Consider the following 18,335-nt stretch of genomic DNA (forward strand, 5'->3'; position numbering starts at 1 on the left):
TTGCCGGCCAGAATGCGTCTGCTGTCCGCTGCCAGCTGCGGTTTGCCCAGCTTCTTATATGCCAGCTCCATCATGGCTAATGATTCTTCAACATAACGTGTATTTTGGTATTGTTCGACAATTTTTTGGGCACGGTTGATGGCAGCGAGATACGCTCCGCGTTTCATATAATAACGGGCAATTGCGATTTCATTGCCACCTAATGCATCGACCAATTTGGTCATACGTTCTGTGGCATCGGGAGCATATTTGCTGTTAGGATAAAGTTGAACCAGTTGGGAAAATGCTTGGTATGCATCTCGGTTGGCCTTGGGATCTCGGTCGGACCAGTCTTGGGAAGCCAGTTTATTTAAGAAGGACTGATCTTCATTAAACAATACTAGGCCTTTTAAATATAAGGCGTAATCCATATTGGGATGTTGCGGGTGGTGACGTTGGAAACGTTCGATAGCAGCCAATGCTTTTTCCGGTTCATCATCTTTGTAGTAAGCGTAGGCGGTGTCTAGTTGGGATTGTTGTGCATAACGACCATTGGGAAAGCGTGATTCCAAAAGTTCATATAACTTAATGGCTCGCGTATAATTGTTGCTGTTCAGCTCGTCTTGTGCTTCGGCATAAAGTTTTTCCACGTTCCAGTCTTGAGTAATTTGGGCGTCTTTATCGACTGTACCTTTGCTGGCGCACGCGCCGAGTACCAAACTTAGAGAAACTACTAAAAGAATTTTTTTCATGCAGAATACTTCCTTTGATAATGAAGCCGATTATAACGATGATTTGGATTTTGCGGCAGCCCTTGAAGCAGAAAGTTGTGTTAAGTTAACTGTTCCATTGGATATGGCGGGATTACGCCTCGATAGCGCACTTGCCAAATTGATGCCTGATTATTCGCGCAGCCGCCTAGCTACTTGGATAAAAGAAGACTTGGTCATTGTAAATGGTAAACCGGCGCGACCCAAAGAGAAATTGATTGGCGGCGAGTTTATTACGGTAACGGTACGTTTAAGCGAAGAGAGTCTTGCGTTTTTGCCTGAAAAAATGGACTTGGACATTGTATATGAGGACGATACCGTAATTGTCGTCAATAAATCGGCTGGATTGGTCGTTCACCCTGCTGCGGGTAATTGGTCGGGTACGTTACTTAACGGTTTGTTGGCGCATTGTCCTGAATTAGGGCAGATTCCAAGGGCAGGTATTGTGCATCGATTGGATAAGGAAACCAGTGGACTGATGGTGGTTGCCAAGACCTTGCCTGCCCAAAATTCTTTGGTACGGCAACTTCAGGAACGGACGGTGAAACGGATTTATCGCGCTGTGGCCAACGGGGTAGTGCCTTTTGACGGTAAAATCGAAACATTAATAGGCCGTGATCCTCATAATCGCCTGAAAATGGCGGTGGTTAAATACGGCGGTAAACCGGCAATAACGCATGTCAAGGTGTTGGAACGTTATCCTGCACACAGTTACATAGAGTGCTCGCTTGAAACCGGACGTACCCACCAAATCCGCGTGCATATGCGTGAAGCAAACCATCCTCTCGCTGCCGATCCTATTTACGGGAATCCCCGTCATCCGTGTAGTGAAATGGTGAAAGAAGCGGTTAAGGCTTTGGGCCGTCAGGCGCTTCATGCTTACCGCTTGAGTTTCCTTCATCCTAAAACTCAGAAAGCTGTATCGTTTGAAGCAGCGATTCCCGAAGATATGTATCATTTGTTGTCTGTGCTACGTTTGGAGGCAGGGCTAGATTCGTCGTTGAGCCATGAGGAAGAATGGTTCAACAAGCTAAATGAAGAAGATGACGATGATTGGGATGAAGACGATTACGATGTAGAGGTTGTTTATACTAGGGATTAAACAGTTTTCAGACGGCCTTTTAAAGCCGTCTGAAAGAAAGAAGCAAAGATGAAAACATTAAGCGAAAGCTTGGGTATTGCTGCTGTAAAAAGTAATTTTCTCCATGCCGACTGGCCGGCACCGGATAATGTAAAAACTTTGTTAACCACTCGAAACGGCGGAGTAAGCAACGGGGTATACCGAAGTCTGAATGTCGGTATCCATGTCGGTGACAATCCCGAGCACGTCGCTCATAACAGGAAAATTGTACAGCAGCAAATCAGCGTGCCGGTAGCGTATCTGAACCAAATACATAGTAATAAAGTGGTGTTGGCAACCGATGCTTTGGCGCGACTTACAGATGCCGATGCGTCCGTGGACAATACGGGGCGTGCTGCCTGCGCAAGTATGACCGCCGACTGCCTTCCGGTCTTGTTTTGCGACAAGGCCGGAACAGTTGTTGCCGCTGCACATGCGGGCTGGAAAGGCTTGGCGGGCGGGATACTGCAAAATACTATTCGTGCGATGAATGTCGCTCCTATTGAAATTATGGCTTATCTTGGCCCCGCCATTGGTCCTGATGCGTTCGAGGTTGGGCGGGATGTCGTCGATGTGTTTTATCAATCCATGCCGGAATCGGAAAGTGCGTTTGAAAGCATTGGCGGCGGTAAATTCCTTGCCAATATTTATGCTTTGGCCAGAATGATTTTGCAGCGTGAAGGCGTCAGCATGATTTATGGCGGAGACTATTGTACGGTCTTAGAAAGAAATACCTTTTTCTCTTATCGCCGTGAAGGAAAGACGGGACGCATGGTCAGTGTGGTTTGGTTGGAGAAACAGTGATAATTGTTTACTCCATATAATCCCTTGCCTGCAATAAAATATATTTATCATTATTGTTTGAACCATGAAAATCCTAAGGAGCGCATTATGAACGCCTCGCAATTAATCAGCAGCCTGACCCAAACCGTCGGCGAAAAATACATCATCACCGACCCCGCGAAAACCGAACAATACCGTCAAGGCTACCGTTTCGGCGAGGGTAGGGCGTTGGCGGTGGTGCGCCCCGGAACCATTCTGGAAATGTGGAAAATTTTGCAGGCCTGCGTCGAAGCGGACGTGATTGTGATTACGCAGGCGGCGAATACCGGTTTGACAGGCGGCTCGACCCCCGACGGCAACGATTACGACCGCGACATCGTGATTGTGAACACCATGCGGATAAACATCATCCAAACCATCAACAACAACGAACAAGTCGTCTGCCTGCCCGGCTCTACCCTGAATCAACTCGAATTGCTGCTGAAACCTTTGGGGCGCGAACCGCATTCGGTCATCGGCTCTTCATGTATCGGCGCGTCCGTCTTGGGCGGCGTATGCAACAACTCCGGCGGCGCATTGGTGCAGCGCGGCCCGGCCTACACGGAAATGGCGCTGTTCGCCCAAATCAACGAAGAGGGAAAACTGGAGCTGGTCAACCATTTGGGCATAGATTTGGGCGACACGCCCGAAGAAATCCTGACCAATCTTCAAGGCCATCATTATCAAAGAAAAGACATCATGCAAGACGCGGGCAAAGGACACGACCACGCCTATTGCGACCATGTGCGCCAAGTGGACGAGCCCACCGCCGCGCGTTTCAATGCCGACCCCGCGCGCCATTACGAAGCGTCCGGTTGCGCGGGCAAACTGATGGTTTTCGCCGTCCGCTTAGACACCTTCCCGCAAGAGAAGCAAACCGCCGTGTTCTACATCGGTACCAACGACATCAACGAACTGACCGACATCCGCCGCGCCGCCTTGGGCGAATTTGAAAGCCTGCCCGTTTCCGGCGAATACATCCATCGCGACGCTTTCGATATTGCCGACGTGTACGGCAAAGACACGTTCTACGTCATCAAAAAATTCGGTACACACCAACTGCCGAAATTATTTGATTTCAAAGCCAAAGTTGACCGATTAGGCAAAAAAGTCAGCTTCCTGCCCAAACATTTTTCCGATAAGGTCATGCAGTTCGTCAGCAAATACTTGCCCGACCACCTGCCCAAATCCATGCGCGATTACCGCGACAAATACGAACACCATCTGATTCTGAAAATGGGCGGAAAAGGCGTAGATGAAGCGCGCGCGTTTTTGAAAGAGTATTTTGCACACCACGGCGGTGCGTTTTTCGAATGCAACGCCGAAGAAACCCAAGCCGCCATGCTGCACCGTTTTGCCGTCGCCTCAGCCGCCATCCGCTACCGCGCCGTGCATGATGATGAAGTGGAAGATTTGGTCGCGCTGGACATCGCCCTGCGCCGCGACGACCGCGACTGGTTTGAAAAACTGCCTTCGGAAATTGACAATAAAATCATCCATAAACTCTACTATGGACATTTCATGTGCCACGTTTTCCATCAGGATTACATCATCAAAAAAGGCAACGACTGCATGGCATTGGAACACGAAATGCTGCATCTTTTAGACCAACGCGGCGCGCAATATCCCGCCGAGCACAACGTCGGCCATTTATACGAAGCTAAACCCGCGCTCAAACAGTTCTACCGAAAACTCGACCCGACCAACAGTTTCAATCCGGGCATAGGTAAAACCAGTAAGAAGAAAAACTGGGCTGAATGATAAGTTAGGGATTGTGTCAATGACAAAGGCCGTCTGAAAACCGTATTTGGTTTTCAGACGACTTTTTTTGCTTATAACTTTTGGTTTGTAGCACATAACCAATCAGTCTTTCCCGACCAATGCCAATCGGAGTAGTATGCCACATTCCATTCAATACACTGAAAACAAAGGTATAAATTATGGCACGCTTAACCGTACACACCGTCGAAACCGCTCCCGAAGCAGCAAAACCCCGCGTCGAAGCCGCGCTGAAAAACAACGGCTTCATCCCCAACCTCATCGGCGTATTGGCCAACGCGCCCGAAGCCTTGGCCTTCTATCAAGAAGTCGGCAAGCTGAACGCCGCCAACAGCCTGACTCCCGGCGAAGTGGAAGTCATCCAAATCATCGCCGCCCGCACCAACGAATGCGGTTTCTGCGTGGCGGGCCACACCAAGCTGGCAACCCTGAAAAAACTCCTGTCCGAACAATCCATCAAAGCCGCGCGCGCATTGGCGGCCGGCGAATTTGACGATGCCAAACTGGGTGCGCTCGCCGCGTTTACCCAAGCCGTGATGTCGAAAAAAGGCGCGGTATCCGATGCCGAACTCAAAGCCTTCTTCGACGCCGGCTACAACCAGCAGCAGGCTGTGGAGGTTGTAATGGGCGTTGCCTTGGCGACTTTGTGCAACTACGTCAACAACGTGGCGCAGACAGAAATCAACCCTGAATTGCAGGCATTCGCCTAAATCGAAATTCGGGATTTCTGAAAGATTTGGAAATGTAAGGCCGTCTGAACAGGAAATTTCAGACGGCCTTTTAAATAGGAGAAAACGAATGTCGCGTGAGACTTTGTTGAACAATGTAACCGAGCTGGTGAAAAACCAACTCAAACCTTTGGTGGAGGACATTGACCGCAAGGGGCTGTATCCCGAAGATTTTTTACGTAATTTGGGAGCCATCGGCGGTTTTGCGTCGGTCGGCAGCGCCGAAGAGGGCGGTACGGGCTACGGGTTGGCGACGCAGATTGCCGTATTGCGCGAGGTAGCCAAAGAATGCGGCGCGACCTCGTTCAGCGCGTGGTGTCAGGCGGCTTGCGCATGGTATCTGCACCGGTCGCCCAACCCTGAAGTGAAGGAAAAGTATTTGGCGGAAATTTTGCAGGGCGGTATTTTGGCCGGTACCGGCATGTCCAATACTGTCAAGCATTTGGCCGGGATTGAAAAACACAACCTTCAGGCAGTGCGCGCCGACGGCGGCTATATTGTCAACGGAACCTTGCCGTGGGTGTCGAATATCGGCGGAGAACATATCTGGGCGAATACCGCGCAGACCGACGGCGGTTATGTGATGTTTATCACCGGCGGAGAATGGGACGGCGTCAGCCTGCAAAACTGTCCGGAATTTTGCGCCTTGGAAGGTACGCGTACCTACGGCCTCACTTTTAAGGACGTATTTATTGAAGATGAGGACGTTATCGCTGCGCCCGAACAGTTTGCCGCCTATATCCAAAGCATCAAAGCAGGTTTCATCCTGCTGCAAATCGGTATCGGTGCGGGCGTTATCGACGGCAGTTTGGAGGTTATCCGTGAAGCCGATGCCGCCCATGCCGAAGCCAACCGGTATCTTGACGATGATTATGACAGCCTGAAAACCAGGTTGGACGCCGCTTGGGCGGAAACCGAACGGCTGGCCGACCTTGCTTGGAACAACCGGCCCGATAATCTGGCAACGCTGAAACTGCGTGCCGCCGCTTCCGAGCTGGCTTTGGCTGCATCGCAATCCGCCGCCTTACATGCCGGGGCGAAAGGTTATCTGATGCGCAGTCCGGCACAGCGCCGGCTGCGCGAGGCGATGTTCGTCGCCATCGTTACCCCCGCTTTGAAGCATCTGCGTAAAGAAATCGCGGCATGGGAAGGAAATTAATCAGTTAATCGGCAGCTAGGTGAAAAGGCCGTCTGAAACAGGTTTTTCAGACGGCCTTTTATGATTCCGAAGTCGGAAAAGATTTGATGCGGATACAAAAAAACCGCCAAAGCGGCGGTTTTCGGATTTGGCGGAAGCGGTGAGATTCGAACTCACGGAGGGCTATCAACCCTCGACGGTTTTCAAGACCGTTGCATTAAACCGCTCTGCCACGCTTCCCTAGTAGGTTCTGGCGGAAACGGTGGGATTCGAACCCACGGAGGATTTGCACCCTCAGCGGATTTCGAGTCCGCTGCATTCAGCCTCTCTGCCACGTTTCCATCAGATAAAAAAATATTCAAGATTGGCGGAAGCGGTGAGATTCGAACTCACGGAGGGCTATCAACCCTCGACGGTTTTCAAGACCGTTGCATTAAACCGCTCTGCCACGCTTCCGTTTCTTGAAACGCGTATCTTAATAAAATCCGCCGCTTTTGCCAAGGTGTTTTTGGCGGGAGGCTTTTAGCGTTTTGTTTTTACTTGGATTGTTCTTCACGCAGAAATACCCACTCGTCCGCGCCGGAAGCGGCTTCGTTGAAGCGGTAGCCCTCGCTGTCAAACCCTTTCAGTTGTTCGGGGTCGGTGATGCCGTGTTCGGCGGCGTAGCGTACCATCAGGCCGCGGGCGCGTTTGGCGTAGAAGCTGATGATTTTGTATTTGCCGTTTTTTTCGTCTTTGAATACGGGGGTAATCAGGCGGGCGTTGAGTTTGCGGCTATCGACCGATTTGAAATATTCCTGCGAGGCGAGGTTGACCAAAACGCTTGCGCCTGCTTGGGCGAGGGTGTCGTTCAGCAAACCGGTGATGCGGCCGCCCCAAAATTCGTAGAGGTTTTTGCCGCGCGGGTTGGCAAGCGGCGTGCCCATTTCCAGCCGGTAGGGCTGCATCAGGTCGAGCGGGCGCAAAACGCCGTAAAGGCCCGAAAGCAGGTGGACGTGCTGTTGCAGGTAGTCGGTTTGTTCGGGTGTGAGCGAAGCGGCGTCAAGTCCTTCGTAGACATCGCCGTTGAACATAAACACGGCCTGTTTGGCGTTGTCGGGGGTGAAGGGGGTGTGCCATGCGGCATTGCGTTCGGCATTTAAAAGGGCGATTTTGTCGGAAACGTGCATCAGTTCGGCAATCTGCTGCGGCGCGAGGCCGCGCAGTGTTTCCATCAGGATTTCGGATTCCGCCAAGAGGTCGGGCTGCGTAAATCTGCCGACGGGGGCGGGGTCTTTTTCGTTGAGGTTTTTAGCGGGGGAGAGGACAAAAAACATGGCGTTCTCGCTGTGGATAAGGGTGTACGGCGGAATGATATGCGTGGCAGACACCGCATAGGCAAAAGGCCGTCTGAAAAAGGGCTGCCGGGTTTCAGACGGCCTGAAGGGCCGGTTTATTTTTGATAAAGTGCAACGATGGTTTCGGCGGCTTTGACACAGGTATCGACATCGGCGACCAATGCAATCCGCACATAGCCTTCGCCGGGGTTGCCGTATTCGGTGTCGCGCGCCAGAAAACGGCCGGGCAGCACTTGGATGGCGGCTTCCTGCCATAGTTTTTTGGCAAAGGCCAAATCGTCGCCGCCGGGCACTTTCAGCCAGATGTAGAACGAGGCGTCGGGACGTTTGACGTCGAATGCCTGCTGCAGGATTGGCAGTACGCGATCGAACTTTTCCTGGTACAGGAGGCGGTTTTCGATGACGTGTTGCTCGTCGTTCCAAGCCGCAATGCTGGCGTGTTGCACGGGGATGCCCATCGCGCTGCCGTGGTAGGTGCGGTAGAGCAGGAAGCGGCTCAGGATTTCCGCATCTCCGGCCACAAAGCCGGAACGCAGGCCGGGGACGCTGGAACGTTTCGACAGGCTGGTAAACATGACCAGCCCTTTGTTGCCGCGTCCCAGTTTGTGCGCCGCTTCAAGGCCGCCGATGGGTTTTTCGCCGTCGAAATAGATTTCTGAGTAGCATTCGTCCGAGGCGATGGTGAAGCCGTATTTGTCTTGTAAATCAAACAATTCCTTCCAGTCGTCCAGTTGCAGCACGCTGCCGCTGGGATTGTTGGGCGAGCAGACGAAAACCAGTTGGGTGCGCCGCCACAAGCTTTCGCCGATGCTGCGCCAGTCGGGTTTGAACGAAGGGGCGGGGCAGTTGGCGAAACGGATTTCGCCGCCGCCGAGCAGGGCGGCGCCTTCGTAAATCTGGTAAAACGGATTGGGACTGACGACAACGGGTTTGAGGCCGTCTGAAACGGGGTTCAGCAGCGCCTGTACGAATGAAAACAGGGCTTCGCGGCTGCCCAATACGGGCAGGATTTCGGTGTCGGGATTCAGCTCCACTCCCTGATAACGCCGTGCCGCCCAGTTTGCACAGGCTTGGCGCAGTTCGGGCAGGCCGGCGGTCAGCGGGTATTTGGACAATTCGGCCAGCGACGCGGCCAGCGCGTCGGTAATGATTTTCGGCGTGGCGTGTTTGGGTTCGCCGATTTGCAGGTGTACGGGTTGCAGGCCGGCGGGCGTGGTCCAGTCCCTCATGGCCTCGCGCAGTCGGGCGAAGGGATAGGGCTGAAGTTGGTTCAATAAAGGGTTCATGATGTGTTCCGCTTGGTGGGATAGGGTTTCATCTTAGCATTTTTTATCTGCGCTGTGGACGGGAAAGGCCGTCTGAACGGGGTTTCAGACGGCCTGTTAAACGGGGCGGCGGGTTTTATTTTTATTTGAGCGGCTTTTTCCAATCCAAGCCGTTGGCAGACGGGACTTGGGTGATTTGGTTGCTGGCAAGGTCGATGGCGGTCAGCTCGCCGCCCCAAAGCGCGCCGGTATCGAGCGAGATGATGCGGTCGCAATTCATATAGCCCAGCGAAGACCAATGGCCGAATACGATGGTGTGGCTGAGGTGTTTGCGGTCCGGGGCTTTGAACCACGGGCGCAGCGACGGGGGCATTTGGTCGAGGGTGGACTTGTAGTCGTAGTCGAGTTCGTTTTTCAGCGTCAGCGCGCGCATCCGGGTAAACACGTTCACAATCATGCGCAGGCGGTCGTAGCCTTTGAGGTGGTCGCTCCACGCGGTCGGTTTGTTGCCGTACATTTTCGAGAAGAATTTTTCGGCTTTTTTGCCTTTCAGTTCGGCCTCTGCCTCGCGCGCCAGCGTTTCGGCTTTGGCTATGCTCCATTGCGGCAGGATGCCGGCATGTACCATAACGTGTTTTTCGCCGCTTATCATCAGGGGCTGCGCGCGCAGCCAGTCGAGCATTTTTTTGCTGTCGGCGTGTTTCAGAATCGGGGTGATGGTATCGCTGCGTTTGACCGAACCGTGGCCGAATCCGACGGCGAGCAGGTGCAGGTCGTGATTGCCGAGGATGATTCGGACGCTGCTTTCGTGCCGCATGGCAAATTGCAGTGATTCAAGCGATTTCGGGCCGCGGTTGACGATGTCGCCGGTCAGCCAGAGTATGTCGGTGCCGTGGTTGAAACTGATTTTGTCGAGCAGGGCGGTCAGTTCGTCGAAGCAGCCCTGAATATCGCCGATTGCGTAGTGTGCCATATCCGGATTCTTGCATTGGATGGATTGCTGTGTTTCAGACGGCCTTTTAAGGAAAATCGGAACATGAAGCCGTCTGAAAACGGGTTGTGGGTGTGTACGTATTATGCGGTCAACACCAGCACGGCTTCGGCTTCGACCTGCACGCCTTTGGGCAGGGCGGCGACACCGACGGCGGCGCGGGCGGGGAAGGGTTCTTGGATGAACTCTGCCATGACTTCGTTGAAAACGGCGAAGTCGGCGAGGTCGGTCAGGTAGGCGTTGAGTTTGACGATGTCGGCCAGCGTGCCGCCTGCGGCTTCGGCAACGGCTTGCAGGTTTTTAAAGACCTGGCGCGCTTCGGCGCGGAAGTCGCCGTTGCCGACAACGGTCATGGTGGCGGGATCGAGGGGAATTTGACCGCTCATGTAAACGGTGTCGCCCGCGCGCACGGCTTGGCTGTATGCACCGATGGCGGCAGGGGCTTTGTCGGTGTGGATGATGGTTTTGGACATGATTTTCTCCTGTTGTCGGGGTCGTCTGAAAGATGGAAGCTTTGATGAAAACGGTGTCGATTATCGTATAAAACCGAGTGATTGTGTAGGGTATTGACGTTTTCAGACGGCCTGATAAAGCGGCAGCCCGAAGATGTTTCAGTTTGGCGCGTCAAGGCCGTCTGAAAAAGTGGGTGGCTATAAAAAGCATTGCAATAAATCGTTTAAAAACAACCGTCCCTGCTCGGTCGGGCGGAATACGGTCGGGTTGGTTTCCAGCAAGCCTTTTTGCCTTGCCGTTTCGATTTGCGCCATGATTTTGGCGGCGGGTACGCCTGTGCGCTCCTGCAACATCGCGGCGGGTACGCCGTCGGTCAGGCGCAGGGCGTTCATCATGAATTCGAACGGCAAATCTTCGGCGGCAACGGTTTTGCGTTCGACGGCTTCACTCGGTTGGCTTTGCATTAGAGCGAGGTAGTCGTTGGGATGGCGGCGGCGGACGGTACGCTCGATGCGGTCTGGGTAGGAGATTTTGCCGTGCGCGCCCGCACCTATGCCCAAATAATCGCCGAACTGCCAGTAGTTCAAATTGTGGCGGCACTGCATGGCGGGTTTCGCAAAAGCCGATGTTTCGTAGTGGATAAAACCCGCGCCTTCCAGCGCGCCGTGTACCGCGTCTTCGATGTCGAGGGCGGCTTCGTCTTGCGGCAAACCTTTCGGCGGCGTATGACCAAACGGCGTGTTCGGCTCCATGGTCAGATGATACGCGCTGATGTGGGTTGCGCCCGTGGCGATGGCGGTTTGCACGTCGTCCAATGCCGTCTGAACGGTCTGGTTCGGCAGGGCGTACATCAAGTCGATATTGACTTTATCAAATAATTTCAAGGCGGTATCGATAGCGGTTAAGGCTTCTTTGCCGTTGTGGACGCGCCCCAGCCGTGCAAGCATATCGTCGTTGAAACTTTGCACGCCAATAGAAAGCCGCGTGATGCCTGCGTCTTTAAATCCTTGAAACTTCTCGATTTCAAACGTACCCGGATTGGCTTCCAAAGTAATTTCCGCTTCCGGCTGCAAGCGCAACAGCGAACGCACGCCGCTCAACAAACGGTCAATCGATTCCGCCTGAAACAGGCTGGGCGTACCGCCGCCGAAAAATATCGTTTCCACCGGCCTGCCCCAAATATTGGGCAATTCAAGCTGCAAGTCGGTCAGCAGCGCGTCGATATAGGCGGCTTCGGGCAGCCCGTTTTTCAGGCTGTGGGAATTGAAGTCGCAATACGGGCATTTTTTGATGCACCACGGGATGTGGATGTAGAGCGACAGGGGTGGCAGGGCGGTGAGCTGTCCGGGATACTGAAAGGTAATATTATGTTTCACGTTGTTAGATTTTTTGTGTTCTCAAATATGGTTAAATTCTCTAAATAATTTAGGCAGTCTATCAATAATTTTAATTGCTTCTTTGTAGCTAGAGTAGAGTTCATCTGAAGTTTTTTCTAGTGAAAATGCCGCAAAATTTTGATGAACTAAGCGGTTTCTATCTAAGCCAAGTTCAAGAAATTGTTTTATTGATTCTTCTAGTTCTTCATCTTTAATTTTTTCAGTAGCATATTTTTTAAATGGTTCTCCAAATATTCCTAAAAAAGAATTGATATTCTTATCATCCCATCTAAACCACGTATGATACTGTCTACTAATAAATTTTGTTCTTACTAGCTCAGAAATGATATGTTTTTCATGAGTTTGTTCTTTTACATATTCTAGAACACAACTGGTAATTCGGTCTTCAAAATAACTTGAAATGGCCAGCAATAGAGTTTTACGATAGATTTCATCAGCAGAAATTGATAAAGATATTTCATCATGGTCTTCAAGAAATTTTTTGAGTTCTTTATGATCTTCATATATCCTATCAATAATATCCTTCATAATAGAAAGGTTCCTATACTTTTAATGAAATAATCTGTTTAGCTTTTTCTAGTCTTTTAGCTACTTTAGTCGCATGAGCAGTACCTTTTAGTAGAGCCTCAGAGAACTCTTCATCCTCGGCTAATTTTTTAATACTATTTTCTTCAATAAAACCTTCAATTAATTTATTTTCATCAGGAGAGAAAAACTTTTTAGCTACAGCATAAAAAACAGCCTCAAATATCCCGACATTGAATAAATTTCCTCTTGACCTACTTCTAAAAATCCTAGGGTCAAGATCACGACAGGCGGTTATAAAAGAGTTAAATAAATCTAATAAGTATTTATTATATTCGGTTGAATATTTAGAACATTTTTCTGAAAATTGGTTTAGAAACCTAGTCATAGAAGGTCGATAGTTTTCACTATCAATAAGCATAGCAAAAGATCGCAGGAGAATTTCTATATCCTTCATATGTAAATCAGGTTCTGGCGAACCCAATAAATTTCTCCAGTTAGAATTGTTGTTTATCTTGAAAAGCATCTTATAAAAATCTGAGTGGTACATACTGGTACGGATTTCTTGTGCTTTTAAATTCATTCCACCAGTATTTAATCTATTAAAAACTTCAAACATTGAAGAATTATCATTAGATGGCGCATTTTGTTTTACTATAATATTTCTGATTGGTCGTAAATCTAATTGTAGTTTAAATTCCCCAAGAGTTGAGTAGTTCATTCCATGAAATTTATTTTTTTTGTCAGATAGTTGACTAGGTAATTTAAGGTTGAAAGGAGTAAAATATTCATCATCATGCAATACTTCTTCAGGAATTTTTCCCTCTCTATCAAAAATATTACGTAAAGCAGAGCGTTTTTCTTTTTTAGGAAAACGTTTTTTCATAAAGTAATATATTGACATTAATCGTTGTTGCCCATCGATAACTAAAAATTTATTTCTTTCTTGTTCATATAGAAATAATTGGGGTACTGGAAGGCCTAATAATAATGATTCAATTAATTTAGATGACCTACCGATATCCCAAACAAAATTTCTTTGAAATCCAGGTATGATGACAGCTCCTGATTCAATAAAACTATTTAATGTCATAACATTAAAATCATTAGGAGTTGCTGTAATATCATATCCATCTATATCTAAATTTTCACATTCATTTTCTGCATAATCATCAATCTGTAATGAGTTATTGTTTTCATAAGTTTCCATATTGCTAACCTTAAAGTATGTAGAAATATAACTGATTTTATTATGAAATATTTATTTTTTGCAACAATTCCCGCAACGCCTGTCCCCTGTGGCTTTCGGCGTTTTTGATTTCGGGGGCAAGCTCGGCGGCGGTGCAGTTGTGTTCGGGCAGGTAAAAATGCGGGTCGTAGCCGAAACCGTGGGTTCCTGCGGCTTCTGCCTGCCATTGGCCGCGCCAGATGCCTTCGGCGATGATGGGCTGCGGGTCGTTTTCGTGGCGGACGAGGACGAGGACGCAGACGTAGTGGCAGCTTTTGTCGGCTTTGTCGGCGAGGTCGTCTGAAAGGCGCTTGTTGTTGGCGGCATCGGATTTGGGATTTGCTCCGGCATAGCGGGCGGAGAGGACGCCGGGTGCACCGTTTAATGCGGCGGCGCAGATGCCGGAGTCGTCGGCAAGCGCGGGCAGGCCGCTGTGTTTGGCGGCGTGGCGGGCTTTGGCGAGCGCGTTTTCGATGAAGGTGTGGTACGGCTCGGGGCATTCGGGCGTGTCGAACTGCGATTGCGGCAGGACTTCGATGTTCAAATCGGCGAAGAGGCGTGAAAATTCTTTGAGTTTGCCTGCATTGCCGCTGGCGAGGACGATTTTGTCGAACATGGGATTTCCTTAGCGGGATTCGGTTTGTTGCGCGCGCAGTGCCTGGGCGCGGGCTTTGTGGCGGATGTAGAGGGCGAGGCTGCCGATTTGGCCGAAGACGGCGGCGAAGGCGAACAGGAAGGCGGCGAGGCCATATTGTTTGCTGTGGATGGAGAGGAGGTAGCTGCCGAGCAGGATGAGCGCCATGAAAATCAAGGTGAACAGGGCCGTCAGCAGCAGGTAGGCTTTGCGTTTGTCCATAGAGGTTCTGTGGGAGGAAGCGGGACGGTCATTATATAGTAAAACCGTCGGGAGGCAGGAGCGGGCAGGTTTTCTGCCGGACTGTATTTTGAGGCCGTCTGAAAATTTTTCAGACGGCCTCAAATGAAAACAGCCTTCGATATGACGAAGGCTGTTTGCCACGGATGGGAATCAGCGCAATTCGTTGTGCAGGCGGCCGAGCAGGGTGGGGGCGTCGCTGCCTTTGTAGCTGCTGCCGTCTTTGTTCAACAAGCTGATGCGTGCGCCGCCGTTGACGGGTTCGACATACACGATCATTTCGGGACGGGCGGCGGTCTGCGCGTTCTGTTTTTTGTCTTTGCCGAACCAGCGTTTGAACAGGCCGGGTTTTTTGTTGGTTACGGCTTCGCTTTCCGCAGGCGCCTGCTGTACCAGGAAGGCGTGGCGTTCGGCGTTCTGGCCCAATACGGTCAGGCCGATGCGGTCGAGGGCGAGAGCGGTGCGGCGCCAGTTGCGGCCGTAGTCGCCGTTGAGCAGCAGCGTGCCGTTGTCGACTTTGGCCAAATCACCCGCGCTGCGCGGGGCATTGATGCTTTGACCCAAAGCGTTTTCGGCCTGTTTGGCATCAACGCCGAGATACTGCATGAAACGGGCAAGGAATGCGGCTTCGAGATTCGGGTCGTTCGGACGCGGCTGCCACACGGTGGTGTCTTTTTTCTTGTCGCCGTACACTTCCTGCATACCTTTGTGGGCGAAGAATACGTCGGCGGTGCCGTTTTTGCCCTGTTCTACGCGGATAATGAATTTGTCGCGCTCGCTGGTGGAATAGATGCCGCCCAAGCCGACTTTGGCAAACAGCCGGCGCAGGCTGTCTTGCGGGATTTTGGCGCGGTTTTCCGCCCATTCGGTTTCCATTTGGCCGATGGCGGGTTCTTCGGATTTGATGTCAAAGCCGTTTTCCTGCCAGAAGACTTTGAGCAGGGGCCACAATTCGGCCGGCGATTTGCCGTCTACGACCAGCCAGCGCTGGCTGCCGTCGCGTTCGAGGCGCACGCCTTTGACGGATTTCAATACGGCTTGGTTGGCGGGCTGCTGTACACCGTTGTTGCGGCCTTTCAGGTCGCTGGCACGCACGGCGCCGCTGCCTGCGGGAATCTGGTACAGGTTGCCCTGATCGGGGTTGGTCAGATCGGGCGGTACTTCCAGATTGACGATTTTGCGGTTTTGGGTTTGGTAATCCAGTTTGGGCTGGTCTTTTTTGCTGCCCGAACATGCGGTCAGGCTGATGAGTGCTAGGGTTAAAACGATGGGTTTGATATTCGTCATATCGGTTTCCTGTGGTTTAAATCTGTTGCGCCGTTTCCAGCGCGGCGCGTACTTTGACTTGTCCGGCTTCGGTAAGTTCGATAAGCGGCAGACGCACATGGGGTGTGCATTTGCCTAAAAGGGATGCGCCCCATTTCGGCGCGGCCGGACTGGGTTCGCAGAACATGACGTTGTAAATCGGAATTAACCGGCCGTTCAGCCGGCGGGCGGTTGCGATGTCGCCGGCAAGGGCGGCATGGCACATGTCGGCGAAGAGTTTGGGGGCGACGTTGGCCGCGACGGTGATGACGCCGTGTCCGCCGCAGAGCATGAATGCCAAACCGGTCGGGTCGTCGCCGGACAATACGGCGAAGCCTTCGGGGACGCGGTTGATGAGTTCGATGTTGCTGCCGATGTTGCCGCTGGCTTCTTTGACGCCGACGATGTTGGGAATTTCGGCCAGACGCAGGATGGTTTCGTTGCTCATGCCGACTACGGTACGGCCGGGCACGTTATAGACAATCATTGGAATCGACGTGGCTTCGGCGATGGCTTTGAAATGGCGGTAGATGCCTTCTTGGGAGGGTTTGTTGTAATAGGGGACGACGGACAGGGTGTAGTCTGCGCCCAGTCGTTCGGCGGCTTGGGAGAGGGCGATGGCTTCGGCAGTGTTGTTGGCACCGGTACCTGCGATCACGGGAATGCGTTTGCCGACGTGTTTGACGGTTTCTTCAATCACGCTCAAATGCTCTTCAACGGACAAGGTGGCGCTTTCGCCGGTCGTTCCTACGGCGACGATGCCGTCGGTGCCGTTGTTAATGTGCCAGTCAATCAGGTCGCGGAGTTGTTCGTAATGGATGCTGCCGTCTTGATTCATCGGGGTAATCAGGGCAACCAAGCTGCCTTTTAACATAATGAAACCTTTGTTTTTCTGGGGTCTGGGATGATTTGCGGATTGTAGCCTACTTTGTTGCCGATGTGAAACATCGCAGCCGAACGGTATATTGCGGGCGACAGGATAACAGGCTTTGCTGTTTGGAGATGTTTTTATATTTTAACGGCTTATTTTTTGGAGCAAGATTTTGGGCTGTCAAGGTTATAAAGTGTTAAATATTCCGCCGTGTATTCAGACGGCCTGCCCTGCGTGCAGACAAGGCCGTCTGAAAATTGCTGCGGCCCGACAAACGCTATACAATTCCGATTACATTTTTTACCGTTTTATTACATTCGTTTATTACGTTCGGAGGGGTTATGGCCGGTGTGGCAGGGAAAAAGGCGGATACGCCTGATTTAGTGTACGGTTTGGAAGACAAACCGCCATTCGGAAATGCCTTATTAAGCGCGATAACGCATCTTCTGGCGATTTTTGTGCCGATGATTACGCCCGCGCTGATTGTGGGCGGCGCGCTGGAACTGCCGGTGGAAATGACGGCGTATCTCGTGTCGATGGCGATGGTTGCGTCAGGTGTCGGCACTTATTTGCAGGTCAACCGCTTCGGGCCGGTCGGTTCGGGGATGCTGTCTATCCAGTCGGTAAATTTCTCGTTCGTTACCGTCATGATTGCGCTCGGCGCAGGGATGAAAGAGGGCGGTTTGACTAAGGATGCGATGATTTCGACACTGTTGGGTGTATCGTTTGTCGGCGCGTTTTTGGTGTGTTTCTCGGCGTGGCTTCTGCCGTATTTGAAAAAAGTGATTACGCCAACGGTCAGCGGCGTAGTCGTGATGCTGATTGGTCTGAGTTTGGTACACGTCGGCATTACCGATTTTGGCGGCGGCTTCGGCGCGAAGGCGAACGGCACGTTCGGCTCGATGGAAAACTTGGGGCTGGCGTCGCTGGTGTTGCTGATTGTGTTGATATTCAACTGCATGAAAAATCCGCTGTTGCGTATGAGCGGTATCGCGGTCGGCTTGATTGTCGGCTACATCGTCGCGCTGTTTTTGGGCAAGGTGGATTTTTCCGCACTGCAAAACCTGCCGCTGGTTACGCTGCCCGTACCGTTTAAATATGGTTTTGCTTTCGATTGGCACGCATTTATTGTGGCAGGCGCGATTTTCCTGTTGAGCGTGTTTGAGGCGGTCGGCGATTTGACCGCGACGGCAATGGTGTCCGACCAGCCGATTGAAGGCGGGGAATACACCAAACGCCTGCGCGGTGGCGTGTTGGCGGACGGCTTGGTATCGGTGATTGCGACGGCTTTGGGTTCGCTGCCGCTGACCACCTTCGCGCAAAACAACGGCGTGATTCAGATGACCGGCGTGGCTTCGCGCCATGTGGGCAAATATATTGCCGTGATTTTGGTGTTGTTGGGTTTGTTCCCCGTCGTCGGACGTGCGTTTACGACGATTCCGAGTCCGGTTTTAGGTGGGGCGATGGTTTTGATGTTCGGCTTGATTGCGATTGCGGGCGTGCGGATTTTGGTCAGCCACGGCATCCGCAGGCGCGAGGCGGTGATTGCGGCAACTTCGGTCGGTCTGGGCTTGGGCGTGGCGTTTGAGCCGGAAGTGTTTAAAAACCTGCCTGTCTTGTTCCAAAACTCTATTTCCGCCGGCGGCATTACGGCGGTGGTGTTGAACCTGCTGCTGCCGGAAGATAAATCCGATAAGGTGGTGAAAGTGGATACCGACGGTTTGGAGCATTAAAAGGCCGTCTGAAAAATCGA

The 18,335-nt window shown here is 51.6% G+C and carries 18 protein-coding genes and 3 tRNA genes; 6 read left to right on the plus strand and 15 right to left on the minus strand.

The genetic code is table 11. The features are described from left to right. Positions 1-731 (minus strand): outer membrane protein assembly factor BamD (locus ACI43T_RS05805; protein WP_405385840.1); only part of this gene is annotated, 731 nt, incomplete at its 3' end. Here ACI43T_RS05805 and rluD point away from each other — a divergent pair. The 5 genes from rluD (at position 730) to ACI43T_RS05830 (ending at position 6,357) form a co-directional block, all read left to right on the plus strand. After that, positions 730-1,851 carry a 23S rRNA pseudouridine(1911/1915/1917) synthase RluD gene (gene rluD / locus ACI43T_RS05810; protein ID WP_405385842.1) on the plus strand — a complete coding sequence of 374 codons (1,122 nt, stop codon included), beginning with the start codon at positions 730-732 and terminating at the stop codon, positions 1,849-1,851. The two genes, ACI43T_RS05805 and rluD, sit on opposite strands and share 2 nt — an antisense overlap. 48 nt (positions 1,852-1,899) lie before the next feature. Continuing rightward, the gene (pgeF, locus tag ACI43T_RS05815) at positions 1,900-2,673 is read left to right on the plus strand and encodes a peptidoglycan editing factor PgeF (RefSeq protein WP_405385844.1); all 774 of its coding nucleotides are present in this window, start codon (positions 1,900-1,902) and stop codon (positions 2,671-2,673) included. An 87-nt stretch (positions 2,674-2,760) separates the two neighbouring features. After that, positions 2,761-4,452, plus strand: a complete 1,692-nt coding sequence (dld, locus tag ACI43T_RS05820) for a D-lactate dehydrogenase (protein ID WP_405385846.1) — start codon at positions 2,761-2,763, stop codon at positions 4,450-4,452. Between the two features lie 179 nt (positions 4,453-4,631). Next, on the plus strand, positions 4,632-5,180 hold the full coding sequence (locus ACI43T_RS05825) for a carboxymuconolactone decarboxylase family protein (RefSeq protein ID WP_405385849.1): 549 nt from the start codon (positions 4,632-4,634) through the stop codon (positions 5,178-5,180). 88 nt (positions 5,181-5,268) lie between these two features. Then, positions 5,269-6,357 (plus strand): acyl-CoA dehydrogenase family protein, encoded by a 1,089-nt coding sequence (locus ACI43T_RS05830; protein WP_405385851.1) that lies wholly within the window; start codon positions 5,269-5,271, stop codon positions 6,355-6,357. A 128-nt stretch (positions 6,358-6,485) separates the two neighbouring features. Here ACI43T_RS05830 and ACI43T_RS05835 read toward each other — a convergent pair. The 14 genes from ACI43T_RS05835 to dapA form a co-directional block, all read right to left on the minus strand. Next, a tRNA-Ser gene (locus tag ACI43T_RS05835) sits at positions 6,486-6,576 on the minus strand. An 11-nt stretch (positions 6,577-6,587) separates the two neighbouring features. Continuing rightward, positions 6,588-6,677, minus strand: a tRNA-Ser gene (locus tag ACI43T_RS05840). Positions 6,678-6,701: 24 nt separating this feature from the next. Further along, positions 6,702-6,792: transfer RNA gene (locus ACI43T_RS05845), tRNA-Ser, on the minus strand. Positions 6,793-6,872: 80 nt separating this feature from the next. Next, entirely contained in the window at positions 6,873-7,652 is a 780-nt protein-coding gene (gene yaaA / locus ACI43T_RS05850; protein WP_405386094.1) for a peroxide stress protein YaaA, read from the minus strand. 116 nt (positions 7,653-7,768) lie between these two features. Then, on the minus strand, positions 7,769-8,959 hold the full coding sequence (gene dapC, locus ACI43T_RS05855; RefSeq protein ID WP_405385853.1) for a succinyldiaminopimelate transaminase: 1,191 nt from the start codon (positions 8,957-8,959) through the stop codon (positions 7,769-7,771). Between the two features lie 121 nt (positions 8,960-9,080). Beyond that, entirely contained in the window at positions 9,081-9,911 is an 831-nt protein-coding gene (locus tag ACI43T_RS05860) for a symmetrical bis(5'-nucleosyl)-tetraphosphatase (RefSeq protein WP_405385855.1), read from the minus strand. A 101-nt stretch (positions 9,912-10,012) separates the two neighbouring features. Further along, on the minus strand, positions 10,013-10,402 hold the full coding sequence (locus tag ACI43T_RS05865) for a RidA family protein (protein WP_009173075.1): 390 nt from the start codon (positions 10,400-10,402) through the stop codon (positions 10,013-10,015). A 177-nt stretch (positions 10,403-10,579) separates the two neighbouring features. After that, positions 10,580-11,746 (minus strand): radical SAM family heme chaperone HemW, encoded by a 1,167-nt coding sequence (hemW, locus tag ACI43T_RS05870; protein WP_405386096.1) that lies wholly within the window; start codon positions 11,744-11,746, stop codon positions 10,580-10,582. Positions 11,747-11,779: 33 nt separating this feature from the next. Then, positions 11,780-12,307 (minus strand): HEPN domain-containing protein, encoded by a 528-nt coding sequence (locus ACI43T_RS05875; protein ID WP_405385857.1) that lies wholly within the window; start codon positions 12,305-12,307, stop codon positions 11,780-11,782. 13 nt (positions 12,308-12,320) lie between these two features. Further along, complete coding sequence (locus ACI43T_RS05880; protein WP_405385859.1) at positions 12,321-13,514, minus strand: DUF262 domain-containing protein; 1,194 nt, start codon at positions 13,512-13,514, stop codon at positions 12,321-12,323. A 40-nt stretch (positions 13,515-13,554) separates the two neighbouring features. Continuing rightward, the gene (gene rdgB / locus ACI43T_RS05885) at positions 13,555-14,148 is read right to left on the minus strand and encodes an RdgB/HAM1 family non-canonical purine NTP pyrophosphatase (protein ID WP_405385861.1); all 594 of its coding nucleotides are present in this window, start codon (positions 14,146-14,148) and stop codon (positions 13,555-13,557) included. Between the two features lie 9 nt (positions 14,149-14,157). Continuing rightward, positions 14,158-14,388, minus strand: coding sequence for an NGO_0222 family membrane protein (locus tag ACI43T_RS05890; RefSeq protein WP_405385863.1), 231 nt, complete (start codon positions 14,386-14,388; stop codon positions 14,158-14,160). A gap of 171 nt (positions 14,389-14,559) precedes the next feature. Continuing rightward, positions 14,560-15,693, minus strand: coding sequence for an outer membrane protein assembly factor BamC (gene bamC / locus ACI43T_RS05895; protein WP_293276303.1), 1,134 nt, complete (start codon positions 15,691-15,693; stop codon positions 14,560-14,562). Positions 15,694-15,709: 16 nt separating this feature from the next. Next, positions 15,710-16,585 (minus strand): 4-hydroxy-tetrahydrodipicolinate synthase, encoded by an 876-nt coding sequence (gene dapA, locus ACI43T_RS05900; RefSeq protein ID WP_293276304.1) that lies wholly within the window; start codon positions 16,583-16,585, stop codon positions 15,710-15,712. Positions 16,586-16,923: 338 nt separating this feature from the next. Between dapA and ACI43T_RS05905 the strand changes: the two genes are divergently transcribed. Then, positions 16,924-18,315 carry a nucleobase:cation symporter-2 family protein gene (locus ACI43T_RS05905; protein ID WP_405385866.1) on the plus strand — a complete coding sequence of 464 codons (1,392 nt, stop codon included), beginning with the start codon at positions 16,924-16,926 and terminating at the stop codon, positions 18,313-18,315. Positions 18,316-18,335: the final 20 nt, after the last annotated feature.

This window comes from Neisseria oralis, assembly GCF_045062685.1.
GTDB lineage: Bacteria > Pseudomonadota > Gammaproteobacteria > Burkholderiales > Neisseriaceae > Neisseria > Neisseria oralis.

What these genes read in the sequence shown, in the direction of transcription:
- rluD (WP_405385842.1), top strand. Translation starts at nt 730, where the DNA reads ATGCAGAATACTTCCTTTGATAATGAAGCCGATTATAACGATGATTTG.
- pgeF (WP_405385844.1), top strand. Translation starts at nt 1,900, where the DNA reads ATGAAAACATTAAGCGAAAGCTTGGGTATTGCTGCTGTAAAAAGTAAT.
- dld (WP_405385846.1), top strand. Translation starts at nt 2,761, where the DNA reads ATGAACGCCTCGCAATTAATCAGCAGCCTGACCCAAACCGTCGGCGAA.
- ACI43T_RS05825 (WP_405385849.1), top strand. Translation starts at nt 4,632, where the DNA reads ATGGCACGCTTAACCGTACACACCGTCGAAACCGCTCCCGAAGCAGCA.
- ACI43T_RS05830 (WP_405385851.1), top strand. Translation starts at nt 5,269, where the DNA reads ATGTCGCGTGAGACTTTGTTGAACAATGTAACCGAGCTGGTGAAAAAC.
- yaaA (WP_405386094.1), bottom strand. Translation starts at nt 7,652, where the DNA reads ATGTTTTTTGTCCTCTCCCCCGCTAAAAACCTCAACGAAAAAGACCCC.
- dapC (WP_405385853.1), bottom strand. Translation starts at nt 8,959, where the DNA reads ATGAACCCTTTATTGAACCAACTTCAGCCCTATCCCTTCGCCCGACTG.
- ACI43T_RS05860 (WP_405385855.1), bottom strand. Translation starts at nt 9,911, where the DNA reads ATGGCACACTACGCAATCGGCGATATTCAGGGCTGCTTCGACGAACTG.
- ACI43T_RS05865 (WP_009173075.1), bottom strand. Translation starts at nt 10,402, where the DNA reads ATGTCCAAAACCATCATCCACACCGACAAAGCCCCTGCCGCCATCGGT.
- ACI43T_RS05875 (WP_405385857.1), bottom strand. Translation starts at nt 12,307, where the DNA reads ATGAAGGATATTATTGATAGGATATATGAAGATCATAAAGAACTCAAA.
- ACI43T_RS05880 (WP_405385859.1), bottom strand. Translation starts at nt 13,514, where the DNA reads ATGGAAACTTATGAAAACAATAACTCATTACAGATTGATGATTATGCA.
- rdgB (WP_405385861.1), bottom strand. Translation starts at nt 14,148, where the DNA reads ATGTTCGACAAAATCGTCCTCGCCAGCGGCAATGCAGGCAAACTCAAA.
- ACI43T_RS05890 (WP_405385863.1), bottom strand. Translation starts at nt 14,388, where the DNA reads ATGGACAAACGCAAAGCCTACCTGCTGCTGACGGCCCTGTTCACCTTG.
- bamC (WP_293276303.1), bottom strand. Translation starts at nt 15,693, where the DNA reads ATGACGAATATCAAACCCATCGTTTTAACCCTAGCACTCATCAGCCTG.
- dapA (WP_293276304.1), bottom strand. Translation starts at nt 16,585, where the DNA reads ATGTTAAAAGGCAGCTTGGTTGCCCTGATTACCCCGATGAATCAAGAC.
- ACI43T_RS05905 (WP_405385866.1), top strand. Translation starts at nt 16,924, where the DNA reads ATGGCCGGTGTGGCAGGGAAAAAGGCGGATACGCCTGATTTAGTGTAC.